Genomic DNA, 18171 nt, shown 5'->3' with positions numbered 1-18171 from the left:
AATACTATTTAAGTTTTACTTATATATTTTATAAAATTCATTAAAAAAGCGCAAATTAAACATAAGAAATATAAGAAACATAAGAAGAGAGGATAAAAATATGAATAAAAAATTCAAAGACATGATTATCATAGGCTTTGCTCTGTTTGCTATGTTCTTTGGAGCAGGGAATTTGATATTTCCACCTTACCTAGGTAAGGCTGTCGGAAGCCAATTTTTCATAGCTTCTATCGGCTTTATCATCACAGGAGTTGGTCTTCCCTTTTTAGGCATTCTAGCTTGCACAAAAACTCATGGAAGTTTTGAAATAATGGCGAAGCCTATGGGAAAAACTTTCTCCATAATATGCACCACGGCACTTATATTAGCTATTGGTCCAATGCTGGCTATACCAAGGACAGCGGCCACTACTCACGAACTTTCTATAAGGCCTTTATTCCCTTCAATGCCTTCTATTATCTCCATGATAATATATTTTGCCATTAATTTAATATTCATTTTAAGGCCTTCAAAGATTATTGATAACATAGGAAAATATCTTACTCCTATATTATTGATAACTCTTTTAACCATAATTATAAAAGGCTTTGTATCGCCCATAGGAAACGTAGTAGACACAGGTGCCGCACTAGTTTTCCCTAATGCATTAAAAGAGGGTTATCAAACCATGGATGCTCTAGCTTCAGTAATTTTTGCCTCCATAGTTACCACAGCAGTAATAGAAAGAGGCTATAAAGATAAACAGATTATATCTATGACTATAAAATCAGGTTTCGTGGCTATTATAGGCTTAGCTGTAGTTTATGGTGGTCTTATGTATCTAGGTTCACAGACTAGCGTAATAATACCAGAAAATCTTTCAAAAACAGAGCTTTTACTTCAGATTTCACAAAGAACTCTTGGAAATTTAGGCAGCATTTTTATTGGCATAGCCATTGGCCTGGCCTGTTTGACCACTTCTATAGGACTGATTTCTTCTGCAGCCTCATTTTTTCAAGGTCTATCCGGAGGAAGGTTAAGCTACAATTTAAATGCTTTTATAATAAGTGCCATAAGCATATTGATAGGAAACTTTGGTGTAGACAAAATAGTAACCATAGCAGTACCTATTTTAAGTATTTTATATCCTGTGGTTATTTCTTTAATCTTGCTAACCTTAGGAAAGAATTTTATAAAAGATGCCAGGGTAACTAGATTTACTACTTATACAGCCTTAATTTTCAGTGTAATTTCTATATTACCAAGCATAGGTATAAATAGTATATTAATAAATAATATTATTTCTGTTATACCTTTAGGCGCTTCTGGATTTTTATGGCTTACGCCTTCATTAATAGTTTTTATAGCATCCTTAATACTTACATCAAAGAAAAATATTGTCAATAATTAAATAGATGCACATTTAATTTATTTATAAAAAGCAAAGCTTGAGCCAAATATTTACCTCAAGCTTTGCTTTTAAACTCTATATATCTTATTATTTTTTTCTTTTATACATAATAAAAACTAAAGTACCAACCATAGCTATACCTAGACTTATGCCTATATTAACATATAAGCTTTGTTTGCCTTTATTATTAAGGAGGTCTTTATCCCCTTGAGCTTTATCCTTTTCTTGATTTTGCGCCTCTTTATTAGCTTCGCTTTTAATATTATCTGAAGCTTTATCTTTATCGTTTTTATCTCCATTATTAGCTGGTTTATTTTCTGCTATATTATTGCCTGACTCTTTATTTTCAGTATTTTTTGTTACTTCAGATTTTACAATATCTTTAACTGTTTCTCCACCCTTGGATGTAGTGTATTTATATCCAGTAAATTTATAATCTAGCTCATTTATTTTATTTTCCGGAGTCCTTTCACAAAGCTGAAGCTTTAAATTAAAATCATCATTAGCTCCTCCTTGGAAGGCCTTACTAAATATATGAAAATCCTTCTTTTCTAATATTTCCGCTTTTATCTTTATAAAGGTACCGCTGCCTTTAAAGCCCTCCACCTGCCCAGTACAAGTAAATTGATAATCTACTTTTCCAGTAGGGTTATTTACATCTCCACCAAACTCTAATATGTTAAGCCCATTACCTTTTATCAGTTCTCCAGCCTCAATAGATTTTATCTTCATCACATCTCTATCGTAAAGATAAGATAGGCTCCCTGCATAAAATCTTTCTATATCTTTAATATTTATAAATATATCTATAATTTCACCTTTCTCTATATTCCCTTGAACCTTAACCTCCACCTCGGGAGTAACTGCCGCCTGAACATTAATATTGAATAGTAATAATAAACAAGCTAAAGCTAGAATAAATCTTTTCATAATACATACTTCTCCTTAGTTTTTAATAGTAAGCTCTTCTCCTAAGACTACGAAAAATTCTTTAGGAAGAAGATAGCTAGTTGAGTCCTATCTCTAAGCTGAAGCTTTTCTAAAAGCTTTGTGACATAATTTCTGACCGTTCCTTCACTTAAATAAAGCTTCTCTGAGATCTCTTTATTAGAAAATCCTTCTCCAATAAGTCTTAATATATCCATTTCTCTTTCAGATATATCTAAAGCTACAGCACTCTTTTGGGGATAATCCCTTAACATAGTAGATAGTGCTTCTGCCACATTTTTTTCTAATACAATATTCCCCTTGTTAACCGCTCTTAGGCTCTCTACTATAGCATCCGCTGGTTGATTTTTTAGTATATAGCCCTCTGCGCCATTTTTTATGGCTTCTTTTATATACTCATCATCTTTAAAGGTGGTAAGTATCACCACTTTTATTTGTTTAAAGGAAGCTTTTATGTTTTTGGTTCCAAGAACTCCATCCATTATAGGCATTCTTATATCCATCAAAACAATATCTGGCTGCAGCTTTGCACAGGCCTTAAAAGCTTCTTCGCCATTAGCAGCAGCACCTACAACATTAAAATCTTCTTCCATATCCAGTATTATACTCAAGCTATCCCTTATAAGAGCATCATCATCTACTATCAATATTTTCAAAGATACTTCCCCCTTCATTATACAATACTATAGGAATTAGAGAAACAATAATAAAACCATGATCACTGCTTACGGAAAAGCTTCCACCTATATTTTTTACTCTCTCCCTCATGCCGCTTATACCTAACCCTTCTCTTATGTTTTCACAGCCTCTACCATTGTCCTTCATATAAAGTCTTATAAACTTTTCATTTATTTCTATTCTTATTTCTATTTTGGTAGCGTAGGAATATTTAGACGCATTAGTTAGAGCCTCTTTTATATTATAAATAAGTATCTCTAAATGCGCTGGGGATAAAGCATTAAAATCTCCACTGGTTTTAAACTCTACATGGCAAAAGTTATATTCCTTAATTATATTTTCTATGTAGTCTATGCCTAAATTCTCTTTAGGCTTTATATTATGCACTGTATTCCTGATTATGGTTAGTGCCTCAGATAATCCATCTATGGATTTTCCTATAAGTCTTTCTGATTTTTCCTTCTGCACCTCTCTTATTTTATATGCTGCTTGAAGCTGCATAAGAATGCCTGCAATACTATGTCCAATGTTATCATGTATTTCTCTTGCTATTCTATTTCTTTCCTTCACCTCAGTAAGATAAACTAAATCCCTTGATGAATTAATAAGCTTTTGTCTTGCATCTTCAAGTTCATATATGTATCTTCTTTCCTTATCATAAATCTGCCTATAGGATTTTTCAGTATTATCTAATTTATACAAAACAAAAGAAGTAAAACTACTTATACTTATTAAAAACAAATTCTGTACTAAACTTTGTCCTTGTAAAAAATAGAATTGGACTGCATAAATCGGTAGCAAAAAATAGTATCTTTGAAGCTGAATCATATCAAAAGCTATAACCCCAAATAACATTACAAAGTTTATATTCATATAACATAAGCAAATAACGGCTATTAGCTCAACTATCAATATATAAAAATAATTATGGTACTTTTCCCTAAATATATTAAAACATAGGTAAATCAGTAAAGTTAAAAGTTCAAAAGGCTTTATACTTTCGCTGACTATCAACTGCAATATAGTAAAGGATAAAAATAGTAGTTTTAAAATATATCTCATGAAATCACCCTTATATGAATTTCTTATATTAATTATACACTATTTCTGAGTACTAAAAATAGAGAGCTTTCGCCCTCTATTTCATCACATCTTCTTTTTTCCAAGAACTTAGCAAGAAGAATACCATTGCAAATAATAATAATATTCCTATTTCAATATTTAGCTGCAGCAAGCTCTTTCCATACATGATTTTTTCAGCCCCTTTTAGCACCCAAGTGGTAGGAACAAAGTTTGAGGCCTTTTGCAATATATCCGGCATGATCTCTCTAGGCCAGAAGCAGCCTCCTAGCATGCAGAAGGGAGTAAATATTAAAGTACCTATGGCAGAGGCCTGTCTTGAATCCTTAGATAAACTTCCTATAAACATATTTAAGGCCACGCATACCAGAGAAAATACAACTAGTATAAAAAACATATTCATAGGAGCTGGCCCAATGTCTGCTTTGAATACTTTTATAAGCAATATAAGCAATACTATTATCTGAAATATGGATATAAATAAATAGCTTAATATATTTTGAAGCATATACTGCTTTATGGTAAGAGGTGTAGTGAATAATCTTGAGTATATATTCTTTTCCTTGTCCTTTATCATTAAATTTGAAGAGACAGTAGCTAAAGAAAATACACCCATAACCAAAAATCCTAAAGCTTGTAAGGAATTCGTCTTATTTCCTTCTTCCCTTTCTACATTTTTACATTCAATATTAAAACTACCTTCTTTATATGCCTCTATACCCTTATAAAATTTATCTTCAGCGCCTTCCGCGGCCTTGGCTATATTCTTTACTGAACTTATATAGGATTCTATATAAAATTTTGCTGGCAGAGCAGCATTAGTCTCATTTATGCTAAAACCTCTTATATCTACATCTTTACCCTCTATGATACCCTTTGTAAAATCCTTATCTATAACTATAGCATAATCTATTCTATTATTAATAAGCTCTCCCTTTATATCCTTTTCTTCTAGAGCTTTTATTTTACCATTGCTTTTTAAATTTTCTTTAAGGATTTCTGTAAGCTTAGTGTTATCCTTATCCACTACCCCTACTATAACATTTCCACCGGTGCCTGAATTAGCTGACATTATTAAAGCCATAAACAACACTGGGAAAACAAACATAAAAAATAAATTTAGCTTGTTTTTTAACATTCTTTTTATATTATTCTGAAAAACTATCATTTCCAAGCAACCTCCTTCCAAATAGGGAAGCAATAATTATAAAAGCAATAGTCATTACCCACATTGTAATTATCATGTTTTGAGTTTCTGCTGCTGATCCCCCATATATATTATTGAAAATAGCTGTTTGAGCTAAGTGGTTAGGAGATATATACCTTATCTTAGAAAAAAGGCTATTTGGATCTACATCAAATTTTGCATAACCCCCAGCTATAAAAGTAAGCACTGGAACAATAATATTCAGTAATGCCCCTGCTAACTTTTCATTTTTAGCAATAGTACAAACTGTCATACCTAATGAGGTAGCTAACATAGCTAAGGTTAAGCATATGAAAATTATCACTGCCAAATTATTACCGAAATTAACCCCGTACACATACTTTGAAAATAAAATCAGCGTCATAAATTGCCAAAATAGTGTAAATACTATGCCTAATGCCTTTCCTATAAATATTTCCATGTACCTAACTGGAGCAGTTTTAATTCTTATACCTGTAGCCTCAAAATTGTCTTCTCCAAAGCTATAAGACCCATACATGGTTCCATACATTAAAGTCATTACCAGCATAGTTACTGCATAATAATCTATGGCTCTAGGTTTCCTACCCGATACTGAAAAGCTTTCATCCTTTATGACTTTCTTATTTTCATATTGTACATTTTTAATAATCTCAGGCCCTGCTATTTTATACATAGCTTCTGTGGTATTAGCTCCACTTACATAAGCATCCACTATATTTTGTACCACATTACTCTTAAAGGTAGCATACTTACTTCCATAGATCTGAATATTAGTTTTATTTCCTGCGGTTATATCCTTTGAAAAATCTTCTTTTATATATATAAGAGCCTCTAGCTCCTTATTCTTTACCATTTCTAAAGCCTTGTCATAGTCTTCATATTTTTCTACTATTAGGATTTCTTTTATATCCTTTATATTTAAAAATTCTTCAAAGCTCTTTGAGATTTCTCCCTTATCTTTATTTACCAAAGCAACCTTTATAGGATCTATTTTTGAAGTAATAAAATACTTGTCTAAAGCTGTTCCAAGCAATATTATTAGCATTATGGGAAGCAGCAACATTGAGGATAGAGTCTTTCTATCTCTTACATATCTCAAAATAGTGTAATGGGCTATAGTAAATATATTTTTAAATCTATCCATTGTTTTCACCACCTATGAATTCAAATAATTAATCTCTTAAGGTTCTTCCTGTCAGTGTTAAAAATACTCCTTCTAGAGTTGGTTTTTCTATATTTATAGACATTATTTCTGAATCTGCCTCATTTATAATATCAATTACCTTACTCAAATTTTTACTATTCTTATTTGAAATCACCGTTATAACATTGCCTTCATTACTACACTCTCTAACTCCTTGAAGGTTCTTTATATTGTCTATTAATGTATAATTAACAGAAGATACCTCTAAACTCATTTTATCCTCGGAAGATATTAAAGCTTTAAGCTCCTCCTTAGTACCACTGGCAATAATCTTACCATGATCCATTATGGTTATATTTGTACAAAGCTCTTCTATCTCCTCCATATAATGAGAGGTGTATATTATAGTTGAGCCTAATTTATTCAATTCCTTCACAGATTGTAATATATGATTTCTTGATTGAGGATCTATACCTACAGTAGGTTCATCCATAATGATTATTTTGGGCTGGTGCACTATAGCACAAGCTATATTTAACCTTCTTTTCATTCCACCAGAATAATTTTTAGGAAAATCCTTTCTCCTATCCCAAAGCCCAGTAAAGTTTAAAGCCTCCTGAACCTTGTCCTTAAGATTCCCATCTCTTAATCCATATAATTTACCAAAAAACATCACATTCTCATAAGCAGTAAGTTCTCCAAAAACTGCTATATCCTGAGGTACTATGCCCATATTTCTTTTAATTTCTAACTCGTGATGCTTCATGTCTTTTTCAAATATTTTTATGTCACCGCTATCAACTTTAGTTAATCCTGCTATAGTATTTATAGTAGTAGTTTTACCTGCCCCATTAGGACCAAGAAGTCCAAATATTTCTCCCTCTCTTACCTTTAGATTCATATTATCTACAGCTAAAAAGTCTCCGTATCTTTTAACTAAATTTTTTATTTCTATAATCATTGCTCTACCCTCCATAAATTCCTTTTTAAAATTTATTTAATTATATAATATAAAGTTTAACTGCTTTTTTATAGTTCCTTTTATAACATTTTCATGTGACAAATGTCATCACTTCACAATGCACAATTCACAATTGTGGTAGATTTTTCGCCCTTACTCTACGAAAAATCTTTCATTAAAATAATAAAGTGTGGACTTTGTCCACACTTTGAGCAAAGCCTACTGCTAACTTGTTAGCAGTAGCTTTATACTTTATAATTTTTCGTAAAGCAGTGAAGAAAAATTCTCCTTCATTGTGCACTGTGCATTGTGAATTGTGCATTACTTAAACTAGTCTAAGTATATAAATTTATGAAGTAACTCTATATTTTTATCCCTATCCCATTTCATATAGTAAATATCGTTAATCATTGCATCTGACTTATAGCCATCATAAGGCACCCTTGATTCAGCGATAGCTTTTTTTCCATAGGAAATCAATTTACTTCCAAGAGATAGCATTTCTCCTTTATCCAAGCTAGTTTCAAGATAGGGTGTTATATTTGAGGCTATGGATGGAAGAGAAAGCAAAGAGACATCCTTTACCTTTTCAAATAATAATTTTAAAACTCTTCTTTGGCGTTCTGTCCTCTCATAATCCTGATTTCCTACATATCTTATCCTTGTATAAGCCACGGCCTGCAATCCTGATAATCTTTGTAGTCCAGGCTTAGTTACTGGCTGAGGTGTTATTTTTTCTATAGCTGCAATATCTCTTATATAAAAATTTATTATATCTACTTCCTCTTTTTTAATATCAATATCTACCCCGCCTAAACTATCAATTATCTTATGAAGGGCTGCAAAGTCCACTTTGATGTAATCTTTTATATCCATATTAAAGCTATCATTTACAGTTTTGACAGATAGCGCTGGTCCTCCGTAATGATAAGCATAGTTTATTTTATTAATCTTGTCTTTTCCAAAAAACACATAGCTGTCTCTCATTATAGAGGTCATTTTTACAGTTTTGCTAGTATCGTCTAAGGATAATATCATTATACTATCAGAGGCATTTTCCAGCTTATCTACCCCCAAAAATAATATATTAGTAACCTTATGGGCATTTTGTTCTTTTCCGCTATCATCCTTTACCTGTACAGGTGTTTCTTTAGGCGCTGCCTCTTCCTCCGGTAGCTTTGTGCTTTTTATTTTATTTAATTGTGAGTAGGAATATATAAATATGCCTAGACAAAACAGTACTATAATGATTAAAACAGTAGTAATATACCTTATAGCCTTATTATTTTTCTTGTTCATACTATACCTCTCATTTATTCTTAGAATATTGTATTTGAAAAAAGTGACTTCTATTTTAGATTAAAATACTTATTATATATAGTATATTAATTTTCATATAAATTATAAACCTTTAGAGTTTATAAATAAAAATTATGAAATAATTTTTATTTATAGTTAAGAATTAAGAGTGAAAAGTTAAGAGTAAAGGCAATTTTTTCTCCGCTGACGCTGCGAAAAAATTTGGAATTTATATAGCGTGGCTAATACTTAGCCACGGCTTTTGGGGCTAATCCATTAAAACTATAATCAAAGATTTTTCGTAGAGAAGCGGAGAAAAATCCTCCTAAACTCTTCACTCTTTATTATTAACTCTTAACTGAAAAAAGCGACCAACGTCGCTTTTTTCTTATATTACTTATTAAGTTTTATATAATCTTCAACACCTTGAAGGTCTTCTAAAGAATCTACCTCAAACCAGTCATCGCTTTTGATCTTTTTAATATATACATTTAAATTAGCTAAATTGTCCTTGACTATATTATCCCAATATAAATCCCCAAAATTTCCGCTATCTATTACCTCTTCTAGCTTTTCTTTTATGAAACTTCCATCTTCCTCAGACCAATAGGATACACCGGACATTATATAATCTTCTCCATCTCCTACTTCTATATCATGAATCCTTGAATTTCCGTCAAATTTAAGCTTCCATTCACCTATAAATCCTGATTTTACTCCTGAAAAATAGGTAGAGGTTTTCAAACTTTTCTCTAAAAAATTTCTATGAAGATAAGCATCTGCGTCTATTACATAGGAATCCTTTAAATACTCTCTTACAAGGTACATAGTGTAAATATTATTATATACATCGTACTTATCATTATGTACTAGTTTTACTCCGTACTTCTCCTTAAGATATTCAAACTTCTGTGGAAGATATCCTGTTAAAACTATTATTTCCTCTACTCCTATAGCTCTTAAATATTCTACCTGTCTTTCTAGTAAAGGCTTACCATTTACCACTATTAAGGATTTTGGTGTTTCTAAAGTCAAAGGTCTAAGTCTAGTTCCCATACCAGCTGCTAACAAAATTGCTCTCATATTACTACACTCCTTTTTGAAGAACATCTAAATTCTTCTTAGCTCTATTATATCTATCAATACCATAAGTACCAAAATTGTCTCCTTTAGCTTCTTTAATATTAGTCCAAATACTCCATAAAAAGTCTTGGCATATCTTATGGATTAAAATCCTAGTCTTAAACTTTTCTTCTGGATTTTTACCAAAATAAAGATTCAAAAATAATTCCTCGTCATCCTCTGAAAAATTACATTCTATAGAATGAGCTGCTAAATCCCACATTGGGTCATTCATTCCGCTATACTCCCAATCTATTAAATATATCCTATCTTCACCGCTCTTTATAAAATTCTCTGGCACTGCATCATTATGACAAGAAAGTATCTCCACATCTAAATTATCCAATAGATCTTTAAGAGCCATTACTCTTTCTTTTACCTCATAGTAATCTTTAAAATTATTACCCTTAGCTTCTTTTAAAAGATTTTCATAATGCTGGATTTTTTCAAATACATCAAAGCTATTTTTAAATTCTATGCCAGAACTATGAAGCTTTTTTAATATACTTGAAGTTAATCTCATATTTTCCTCTTTTTTAGCGGTAACACCATTTAAAGTTTCTGCATTATCTATAAATCTTGATATCTTAATACCTGTATTATCATCAAAGAATAAAACTCTAGTATCTATGCCAAGCTCATAACCAATCTGAGCATTTAACTTTTCTTCCTTTCTGTTTATCATATCCTCTGTCCCTAAGCCAGGAACTCTTAAAATATAAGGTTTGTTCTGTATTTCTACCTTATAATTTTTATTAGTCATTCCACCAGCAGCAGTAATTTCTCCTACTTCCTCCTCTTTAAGATTAAGAGCGTTACATACAAAGCTTCTTAAACTTTGAGCTTTAAACTCCATCTCTTTTCTTCTTAATCTAGGATAGATATAATTCACTACATTATGGTAATGCTCTTCATTATCTATTTCAGCCCAAACCAAATCATCTAGCTTTACATAGCCAATATTATAATTCCTGCCTACATCCATAAGAGAATATTCATAATTTAAATACGGATTTACATTATATTCAAAATCCTTAAGCATCCTTTTATAAACCTCATAGGATACCTTAACTATACCAATCATTTCACCATCAATTCTATTAAATTGATGTTTATCCTTAGACATCTTAAAGATAAAATCGTTTTTAATCTCTACAAAAGCTTCATCTCCAGAACCACTTTCGCTGGTTATGAGCATACAATCTCTATTTTCATTTTTTAAAACCTCGGTTATAGCTCTTTCTTCAAAAATTAGATCATTTTCTACTAGTATAAAATCATCCTCTATGAATTTCTGAGCTAAGGCTAAGGAATACATAGTGCCTGTCCACTTATACTTATTATTTTTCACTAACTCTAACTTCTTGCTTTGAGCTAGTTCTTCATAGTACTCAGCTTCATATCCTGTCACCACCACAATCTTTTCTATGCCATTTTCTCTTAAAAGATCCACAGTTCTCTCCGCTATAAGCTTATCCTCTAGCTTAAGAGTACCTATAGGCTTTCCGAACTCTTTCCTTTCACCTGCAGCTAAAATAACTGCTTGCGTAACCTTTTTTTTCGCCTCAGTATGCAATGTTAACTTTTTTTCCTGAATACGCTTTAAATTGTCCTCTAAGAACTCTAATCCCATTGAAGTAATAATGTAATTGTGGTTTCTGTTTATCTTTTCTATTTCTAAATGCCCACATTGGAGCAGCCCTTTTATTATTGAATTTACCTTACCTACAGATATACCCACTGCTTCTGCTATATCTCTTTGTGTAACTTGTTTATTTCTGTTAATAGTTTCTAATACCTCTATAGTTTTATTCATATATCCTGCCTAACCTCCCATTTTTGTATGTTCATTTTTTAAACATACTTATATTATACCGTTTACTTAGTTTATTTAACAATAGTTTTTATAATTAAAAGCAAATATTGACAATCATAATAATATATGTTACTTTAGAATAGTGTTCAAATAATGAACGTATTATTTTTTATATAAAATTTGGGGAGAGGGTGGAATTTTGATTAAAAAAGGCAATATCATAGGTTTATCATCTGGCTTGACTTGGGGGCTCTATACCGTAATATTATATACAGTGTTGAATCTATATGCTAACGCAAAAGGTGATTTGCTAAGTACAAAAGGAATAATGCTAATTTTGATTACAACTATACTAATTTCATTAGTAGATTTATTTTTTAACGTTATATTTGAATTATTTGTATTAAAGAAAAAAAATTTAATAGGAGAATTTAAGAGCGTATTTTTTTCAAAAAAAGGTTTTGGGATAATCCCAGCTGCAATATTAGCTGGTCCCTTTGGCTTAATACCCTATGCCATTGCTGGAGCTATATCGGCACCCGTTGCAGGTGCATTTTCAGCTTTATATCCTGTAATAGGTGCATTAGCTTCATTCTTAGTTTTTAAAGAAAAGCTGCCAAAGGCCAAAATACTTGGAGGTATCATTGCAGTTATAGGGGTTATTACAACCTATCAATTGGAAACAGTTAGTTTCGTCGTATACGTAATAGCATTAATACCCGCTTTTGGTTGGGGCCTAGAGGCTATATTTGGATACAAATTAATTAAAGATGATGTAAATCCCATTGTAACTATTACATTAAGACATATTTATTCAATTTTTATACTAGCAGCCTGCTTATTGCTCTTTTTATTTATCAGCGGAGAATACTCATATATACTTGAATTTTATGGTGGAATCCAATTTTCAGATATCTTTGCCGCTGGCAGCAGAGCCTTTATATGGCCTACCTTTATGATAGGATCCTTTATAGGTGGAGCCTCTTATATTTTATGGTATGTTTCAATGAAACATATAAGTGTAGCACCAGCTATGATTTTAAATATCTCTTATGTATTATGGATACCTTTTATACTAATGATGCCTCCTTTCTCACAACAGATATCTCCTAATGTTTTATTAGGCTGTATAATAATATTCTGTGGTACAAGCTTAGTTATAATCGGTGATACTATAAAGTTAAAAAGGCTAGAAAAAAGTTATTAGGTATCTACAGATGCCTTAAATATATGAAAAATAAAACTACCAAAGCTTAAACTTGGTAGTTTTATTTTTTAGACATGCTTATCCTATTATTTCTTAAGGATTTTACATATGGAAAAATATGCACAATCTATATTTCTTGTTCTAATATAAAAAAATATGTTATTATATATGTAGTATATTTTTTAAAGGAGGAATGATTTTTGAAATTAAAAAAAGCTTTTAAATACATAGTATTAACTTTAATATTAGGAGCTGGACTATGGTTGAACCCTCATGTATACAATGCAAAGGCCTCTGCGGCACCTACCATAGAATATGTTCCTTCCACCTCACCTCTTTATATAGGGGATAGTTTTGATTTAAATGTGAATATATCAAGCGTAACCAATTTATATGCTGCATCTATGGACTTTAAATACGATCCTTCTCTAATTGAAATATTAGAAGTAAAACCGGGTAGTATATTTAATGGAAAAAATATCAACAGTGCTTTGGCAAACCTAAATAACACTACTGGAGACTTAAGTTTTTATTCAACTTTATTAGGAAATACAAATAGCTTAAATAGTACAAGCCCCTCTAGCTTATTTACTATGAAAGTTAAATTCAAAAAAGCTGGAGCTCTAACCTTAAATACTATTAGTGATAATAGCAGCTTACTGTTTAATGGAAATAATATGAGAATAAAGCTTGCTGATAATAATGCTTCAAAAATAGCTTATAGCGCTAACTCTAAAAGCTTATCAGCAAATACAACAATAACCAAATTAAACAGTATCTCTACAAACTTGTTATCTCCTAGAACCCTAGGGGATAATATAACTATTACTGCCAATGCATCAGGAACTAATCTACTATATAGGTTCTGGATTCACGATGGATCCTCTTGGAAGGTAATAAAGGATTATTCTTCTTCAAATACTGTTACTTGGACTCCTTCTCGCTTAGGAACTCATAGAATATGGGTTGATGTTAAGTCCAGTTATTTCTCTGGTGATGTTGAGATAAGTAAAGAAGTGAATTTTTATGTAATTGATAAAAATCTGTTTTCTGCCACAGAGCCAGCAGTAAATGATGCCCTAAACATAAAAAACTTTGCTAGATTCCAAATTGCCTATGCAACTATACTAAAAAATTTCAGTAATAACTTAGTGATTAGAGATGCATATTTAGGTAAAATAATTGGTTTATGGGATATAGTAAACACACCAGATATTGTTGCAATTAGAAATGAAATACAGAAACTTGCTGATAATAGAGATTTGGGAGCTTATAACAAAATAGAGCTTGAATTGGCTCCTAAGTTAACTATAAAGGATAATAGAGATTATATATTAGGAGAATTAGATGCTTGGGGAAGAGACTATGTTTGGACTGCTAATGTAAAGGTAGCTGTAAGCGAAGTAATAAACTTATGGAAAAACCCAACTCTTGAAAACAAAGCTAAAGCTGAGGCTGCTATTGCTAAGGTAGAAAGCGCTGCTAGCAGACAGTACCTTTCAAAAGAAGTAAGTAGTGTGCCAATTAAATAAATAAAAAGTAAAAAACAGGATGCTAATTATAGATAAACAGCTTCCTGTTTTTTTATGTCTAACACCTATGTTTTTCATAAACCTACATATATTCTATAATTATAATAGATAATTATGATATAATTATTTATTATAAAACAATTAAATTAAGGTATCATAAGAAGATATATAGTCTTTTGAGATGCCTAAAGCATGGAAGGAAGTTAAATCGCAATGGGAAAAATTTTAGTACTAGCAGAAAAACCAAGTGTAGGAAGGGATTTAGCAAAGGTTTTAAAGTGTAATATAAATGGTAAAAGCTATTTAGAGGGAAATAAATATATTGTAACCTGGGCTCTTGGTCATTTAATAACCTTAGCAGACCCTGAGGTTTACCATGATAAATATAAAAAGTGGAGTATGGATACTCTTCCTATGCTTCCAGCTAGAATGAAATTGACGGTGATAGGCAAAACTGCCAAGCATTTTAGTGAAGTAAAAAAGGTTATGACTAGAAGTGATATAGATGAATTAGTAATAGCCACCGACTCAGGAAGAGAAGGGGAACTTGTAGCTAGATGGATCATAGAAAAGGTGGGCTTTAGGAAACCTATAAAACGTCTTTGGATTTCCTCTCAGACAGATAAGGCTATTATAGATGGCTTTAACAAATTGAAACCTGGAAGAGATTATGAAAACCTATATGAATCTGCAGTATGCAGAGCGGAATCAGATTGGGTAGTAGGCCTTAATGTAACTAGAGCTTTAACCTGTAAATACAATGCTCAGCTCTCTGCTGGAAGAGTTCAGACCCCTACCTTAGCTATGATAGTTAATAGAGAAGAAGAAATTAAAAACTTCAAGCCTAGAGACTACTATAATATTACTGGAAGTGCTAAAGGTTTTACCCTGCAATGGCAAAGCAAAAACGGCCAAATTAATACCTTTGATGAAAGTCTAGCAAAACAGATATTATCAAAGGTTACTGGCGGCAGTGGTAAAATTGTAGATATATCTGAAAGTGAGAAGAAAAAATATGCTCCAGCTCTTTATGACTTAACAGAGCTTCAAAGGGATGCTAATAGAATATGGGGATATTCTGCAAAGCAAACCCTCTCTATAATGCAACGACTTTATGAAAATCACAAGGTATTAACTTATCCTAGAACGGATTCCAGATATATCTCTAGCGATATAGTACCTACATTACCAGATAGACTAAAGGCCATTCCTTCAGTTAAATACGGTAAGTTTGTTAACGAAATTCTAAAAAATAGAATAAAATCTCATAAAGGCTTTGTAGATGATAGCAAAATTTCTGATCACCATGCCATAATCCCTACAGAGCAAAAGGTGAATCTTCTTAACCTAAGCAGTGAAGAAAAAAATATATATGATTTAGTAGTTAAACGCTTCTTAAGCGTCATGCTTCCTCCCTTTGAGTATATACAAACTACTATCAGTGCAGATATCAATGGAGAAACCTTTATATCAAGAGGTAAGGTTATTAAATCAAAGGGCTGGAAAGAGGTATATGATAATAATAGCTTAGATGAAGAAATTGAGGATGAAAATAACGAAAGCATCAAAGAACAGCTTCTTCCAAATCTAAATAAGGGGGATAGCATAAGTTTAGTTTCTGTAAATATAAATAAAGGTCAGACAAAGCCGCCAGCTCGCTTTAATGAAGGTACCTTATTATCTGCTATGGAAAATCCTCAAAAGTATGTTAATTTAGATAAGGAATATGCAAAAACTCTAGGAGAAACAGGGGGCTTAGGTACCGTAGCTACACGAGCCGATATAATTGAGAAGCTTTTTAATAGCTTTTATATAGAAAAAAAGGGTAAGGAAATCCTACCAACTTCAAAGGGTAGGCAAATTATCGATTTAGTACCTGAAGATTTAAAATCTCCTCTTTTAACAGCAAAATGGGAGAAGGAGCTTGATTTAATCAGTAAGGGCAAATTAAAAGGCAGAGCTTTCATCGATGATATGAAGGTGTATGCTTCCAAGCTTGTGGAAGATGTAAAGGGAAGTAAAGATAAATATGTTCATGATAATCTGACCGGAACAAAATGCCCAGAGTGTGGTAAATATATGCTTGAGGTTAATGGTAAAAATGGTAGAATCCTTGTGTGCCAAGATAGAGAATGCGGTCACAGAGAAAATGTTGCAAGGTTTACTAATGTAAGATGCCCTGAATGTCATAAAAGACTTGAGCTTAGAGGAGAAGGTGAAGGACAGATTTATGTATGTACAAACTGCAGTTTTAGAGAAAAACTTTCTTCCTTTAACAAGAGATTTGAGAAGAATGATTCTAAATTAAACAAAAAAGATGTATCAAAATATATGAAAAAGATGAAGGAAGAAAATGAAGCTCCTATGAATTCCGCATTGGCAGAAGCCTTGTCAAAGCTGAATCTTAAATAAAAAAATTAGAGGTTTTGCATAAACAAAACCTCTTTTTAATTAATAAATAATCGTTGCCAATAATGTCATAGAGAAGCCTATTAAAGTTTCATAGGGTATTAATTTCATTCTTTCAGAAATACCCATCTTAACAGAATCAGAGGATATATGAAACACATTTCCATGGGGTAAATGATCAATCACAGTAGCTCCTGTATGCACCATTACCGCCGCACTCAAAGGACTTACTCCCATTTCTAATATAGCTCTTCCAAAGGTACCCGTGGCTAGTATAGCCCCTGTAGTAGTAGAGGCTGCTGCTCCCGCCATTAATATACCTGCAATAGGTGCTAATAGCTTACCAGATATTCCAGCCCCTTGAATAGCCTGCACTACAATCTCACTTAAATTTGACTTGGAAATAATACCAGCTATGGCTCCAGCACCTATTAGCAATATGGCTACACCAGTCATTTTATTCAATCCTGACGTACTATAGGCTACAAAATTTTTTAACTGTCCCATGGCTAGCAAGCCAACAAAACCCGCAAAAGGAAGTATAAGCATTGAATCAACCTTTATGGAGGATAAAGCATTTACTTTTAATATGCTTCCTAAAGGATTAAGGGACAATAGTAAAATTGCTATTAAGGGCGCCACCATAGCCTTTATAAAGCTTGGCTTATAATGCTTAGAAATCACAATATCGGAATCCTTAACCCCTTCCCCCTTCTTACTTAAGAGCTTGGCTAATATGTAAGTTACTATTAATCCTACTAAAGCAGGAAAAAATCCATAAATCATAACCTGTGCTAAATCTACCTCAAAGCCCTTTGCTGCAGCAATGGTATTAGGATTAGGAGAAATCATATTTCCTGCCTTTCCTCCACCTAAGATAGCTAATAAAACAGAAGCCTTTGAAATACCTACCTTTCTTGCTACTGATAAAGCTATAGGCGATACAATAATTATAGAAACGGTTATGAATACTCCTACCGCTGTGATTATCATAGTAGCTAACGCAATAGCTAATATAGCTTTATTTTCACCCAATTTATCCACTATGGTTTCTGCAATTTTTTCTGCAGCACCAGATTCTATTAAAATCCCTGCCAATACTCCTGCTGCTATGACTCTCACTACCGCTGGCATTACACTTTTTGTTCCTTCAATCAATATGGTTACGGTTTCATTTAAGCTAGCCCCTCCAACTACTCCACCTATCACTGCCCCTCCAAAAAGGGCATATACTGCATTAACTTTTTTTAAAATTAAAAATATAGCTAAGGCTAATCCCACAACAGCCCCACTCCAATGCAACGTAACTTCAGGCATTACATCTCCTCCCACCTTTACTCAATATGATTTATTATACCACACACAAAAGTTCCATAGGAACTTTTGTAATTCCCAA

At 32.2% G+C, this 18171-nt stretch carries 14 protein-coding genes; 4 read left to right on the top strand and 10 right to left on the bottom strand.

All coding sequences use genetic code 11. From position 1 onward, the window contains the following. Positions 1–100 precede the first annotated feature (100 nt). Positions 101–1390 (top strand): branched-chain amino acid transport system II carrier protein, encoded by a 1290-nt coding sequence (gene brnQ / locus BN2665_RS07630; protein WP_055666525.1) that lies wholly within the window; start codon positions 101–103, stop codon positions 1388–1390. 87 nt (positions 1391–1477) lie between these two features. Here the strand turns inward: brnQ and BN2665_RS07625 are convergent, their stop codons facing one another. From BN2665_RS07625 to BN2665_RS07585, 9 genes are all read right to left on the bottom strand, one after another. Continuing rightward, on the bottom strand, positions 1478–2320 hold the full coding sequence (locus tag BN2665_RS07625; RefSeq protein WP_055666524.1) for a cohesin domain-containing protein: 843 nt from the start codon (positions 2318–2320) through the stop codon (positions 1478–1480). 47 nt (positions 2321–2367) lie between these two features. Then, positions 2368–2994 carry a response regulator gene (locus tag BN2665_RS07620; RefSeq protein ID WP_055666523.1) on the bottom strand — a complete coding sequence of 209 codons (627 nt, stop codon included), beginning with the start codon at positions 2992–2994 and terminating at the stop codon, positions 2368–2370. Further along, a complete protein-coding gene (locus BN2665_RS07615; protein WP_055666522.1) occupies positions 2972–4078 on the bottom strand; it encodes a sensor histidine kinase in 1107 nt (368 codons plus the stop codon). The genes BN2665_RS07620 and BN2665_RS07615 overlap by 23 nt, the downstream gene beginning before the upstream one ends. A gap of 76 nt (positions 4079–4154) precedes the next feature. Further along, the gene (locus BN2665_RS07610) at positions 4155–5264 is read right to left on the bottom strand and encodes an ABC transporter permease (protein ID WP_055666521.1); all 1110 of its coding nucleotides are present in this window, start codon (positions 5262–5264) and stop codon (positions 4155–4157) included. Beyond that, the gene (locus BN2665_RS07605; protein ID WP_055666520.1) at positions 5245–6429 is read right to left on the bottom strand and encodes an ABC transporter permease; all 1185 of its coding nucleotides are present in this window, start codon (positions 6427–6429) and stop codon (positions 5245–5247) included. Before BN2665_RS07605 ends, BN2665_RS07610 begins: the two co-directional genes overlap by 20 nt. 28 nt (positions 6430–6457) lie before the next feature. Beyond that, positions 6458–7390: an ABC transporter ATP-binding protein gene (locus BN2665_RS07600; protein WP_055666519.1), complete on the bottom strand. Its 933-nt coding sequence runs from the start codon at positions 7388–7390 to the stop codon at positions 6458–6460. A 330-nt stretch (positions 7391–7720) separates the two neighbouring features. After that, a complete protein-coding gene (locus BN2665_RS07595; RefSeq protein WP_055666518.1) occupies positions 7721–8689 on the bottom strand; it encodes an LCP family protein in 969 nt (322 codons plus the stop codon). A gap of 393 nt (positions 8690–9082) precedes the next feature. Next, positions 9083–9772, bottom strand: a complete 690-nt coding sequence (locus BN2665_RS07590) for an NTP transferase domain-containing protein (RefSeq protein WP_055666517.1) — start codon at positions 9770–9772, stop codon at positions 9083–9085. Between the two features lie 4 nt (positions 9773–9776). Continuing rightward, positions 9777–11627, bottom strand: coding sequence for a phosphotransferase (locus BN2665_RS07585; RefSeq protein ID WP_055666516.1), 1851 nt, complete (start codon positions 11625–11627; stop codon positions 9777–9779). A 199-nt stretch (positions 11628–11826) separates the two neighbouring features. Between BN2665_RS07585 and BN2665_RS07580 the strand changes: the two genes are divergently transcribed. From BN2665_RS07580 to BN2665_RS07570, 3 genes are all read left to right on the top strand, one after another. Beyond that, a complete protein-coding gene (locus BN2665_RS07580) occupies positions 11827–12834 on the top strand; it encodes a hypothetical protein (protein ID WP_055666515.1) in 1008 nt (335 codons plus the stop codon). A 200-nt stretch (positions 12835–13034) separates the two neighbouring features. Then, complete coding sequence (locus tag BN2665_RS07575; protein WP_055666514.1) at positions 13035–14366, top strand: cohesin domain-containing protein; 1332 nt, start codon at positions 13035–13037, stop codon at positions 14364–14366. A 213-nt stretch (positions 14367–14579) separates the two neighbouring features. Continuing rightward, complete coding sequence (locus BN2665_RS07570) at positions 14580–16778, top strand: DNA topoisomerase III (protein WP_055666513.1); 2199 nt, start codon at positions 14580–14582, stop codon at positions 16776–16778. Positions 16779–16817: 39 nt separating this feature from the next. Here the strand turns inward: BN2665_RS07570 and BN2665_RS07565 are convergent, their stop codons facing one another. Continuing rightward, positions 16818–18092: a GntP family permease gene (locus tag BN2665_RS07565; RefSeq protein WP_055666512.1), complete on the bottom strand. Its 1275-nt coding sequence runs from the start codon at positions 18090–18092 to the stop codon at positions 16818–16820. Between the last annotated feature and the right edge of the window lie 79 nt (positions 18093–18171).

The sequence above is a fragment of the Desnuesiella massiliensis genome (assembly GCF_001403615.1).
Classification (GTDB): Bacteria; Bacillota; Clostridia; order Clostridiales; family Clostridiaceae; genus Desnuesiella; species Desnuesiella massiliensis.
Note: the sequence above shows the minus strand (reverse complement) of the source record. Positions and strands in the feature narration are given on the sequence as shown.

Bases quoted from the DNA above. Each gene is read 5' to 3' on its own strand.
- BN2665_RS07600 (WP_055666519.1), bottom strand. From the start codon at position 7,390: ATGATTATAGAAATAAAAAATTTAGTTAAAAGATACGGAGACTTTTTA.
- BN2665_RS07610 (WP_055666521.1), bottom strand. From the start codon at position 5,264: ATGATAGTTTTTCAGAATAATATAAAAAGAATGTTAAAAAACAAGCTA.
- BN2665_RS07615 (WP_055666522.1), bottom strand. From the start codon at position 4,078: ATGAGATATATTTTAAAACTACTATTTTTATCCTTTACTATATTGCAG.
- BN2665_RS07605 (WP_055666520.1), bottom strand. From the start codon at position 6,429: ATGGATAGATTTAAAAATATATTTACTATAGCCCATTACACTATTTTG.
- BN2665_RS07590 (WP_055666517.1), bottom strand. From the start codon at position 9,772: ATGAGAGCAATTTTGTTAGCAGCTGGTATGGGAACTAGACTTAGACCT.
- brnQ (WP_055666525.1), top strand. From the start codon at position 101: ATGAATAAAAAATTCAAAGACATGATTATCATAGGCTTTGCTCTGTTT.
- BN2665_RS07565 (WP_055666512.1), bottom strand. From the start codon at position 18,092: ATGCCTGAAGTTACGTTGCATTGGAGTGGGGCTGTTGTGGGATTAGCC.
- BN2665_RS07595 (WP_055666518.1), bottom strand. From the start codon at position 8,689: ATGAACAAGAAAAATAATAAGGCTATAAGGTATATTACTACTGTTTTA.
- BN2665_RS07570 (WP_055666513.1), top strand. From the start codon at position 14,580: ATGGGAAAAATTTTAGTACTAGCAGAAAAACCAAGTGTAGGAAGGGAT.
- BN2665_RS07585 (WP_055666516.1), bottom strand. From the start codon at position 11,627: ATGAATAAAACTATAGAGGTATTAGAAACTATTAACAGAAATAAACAA.
- BN2665_RS07625 (WP_055666524.1), bottom strand. From the start codon at position 2,320: ATGAAAAGATTTATTCTAGCTTTAGCTTGTTTATTATTACTATTCAAT.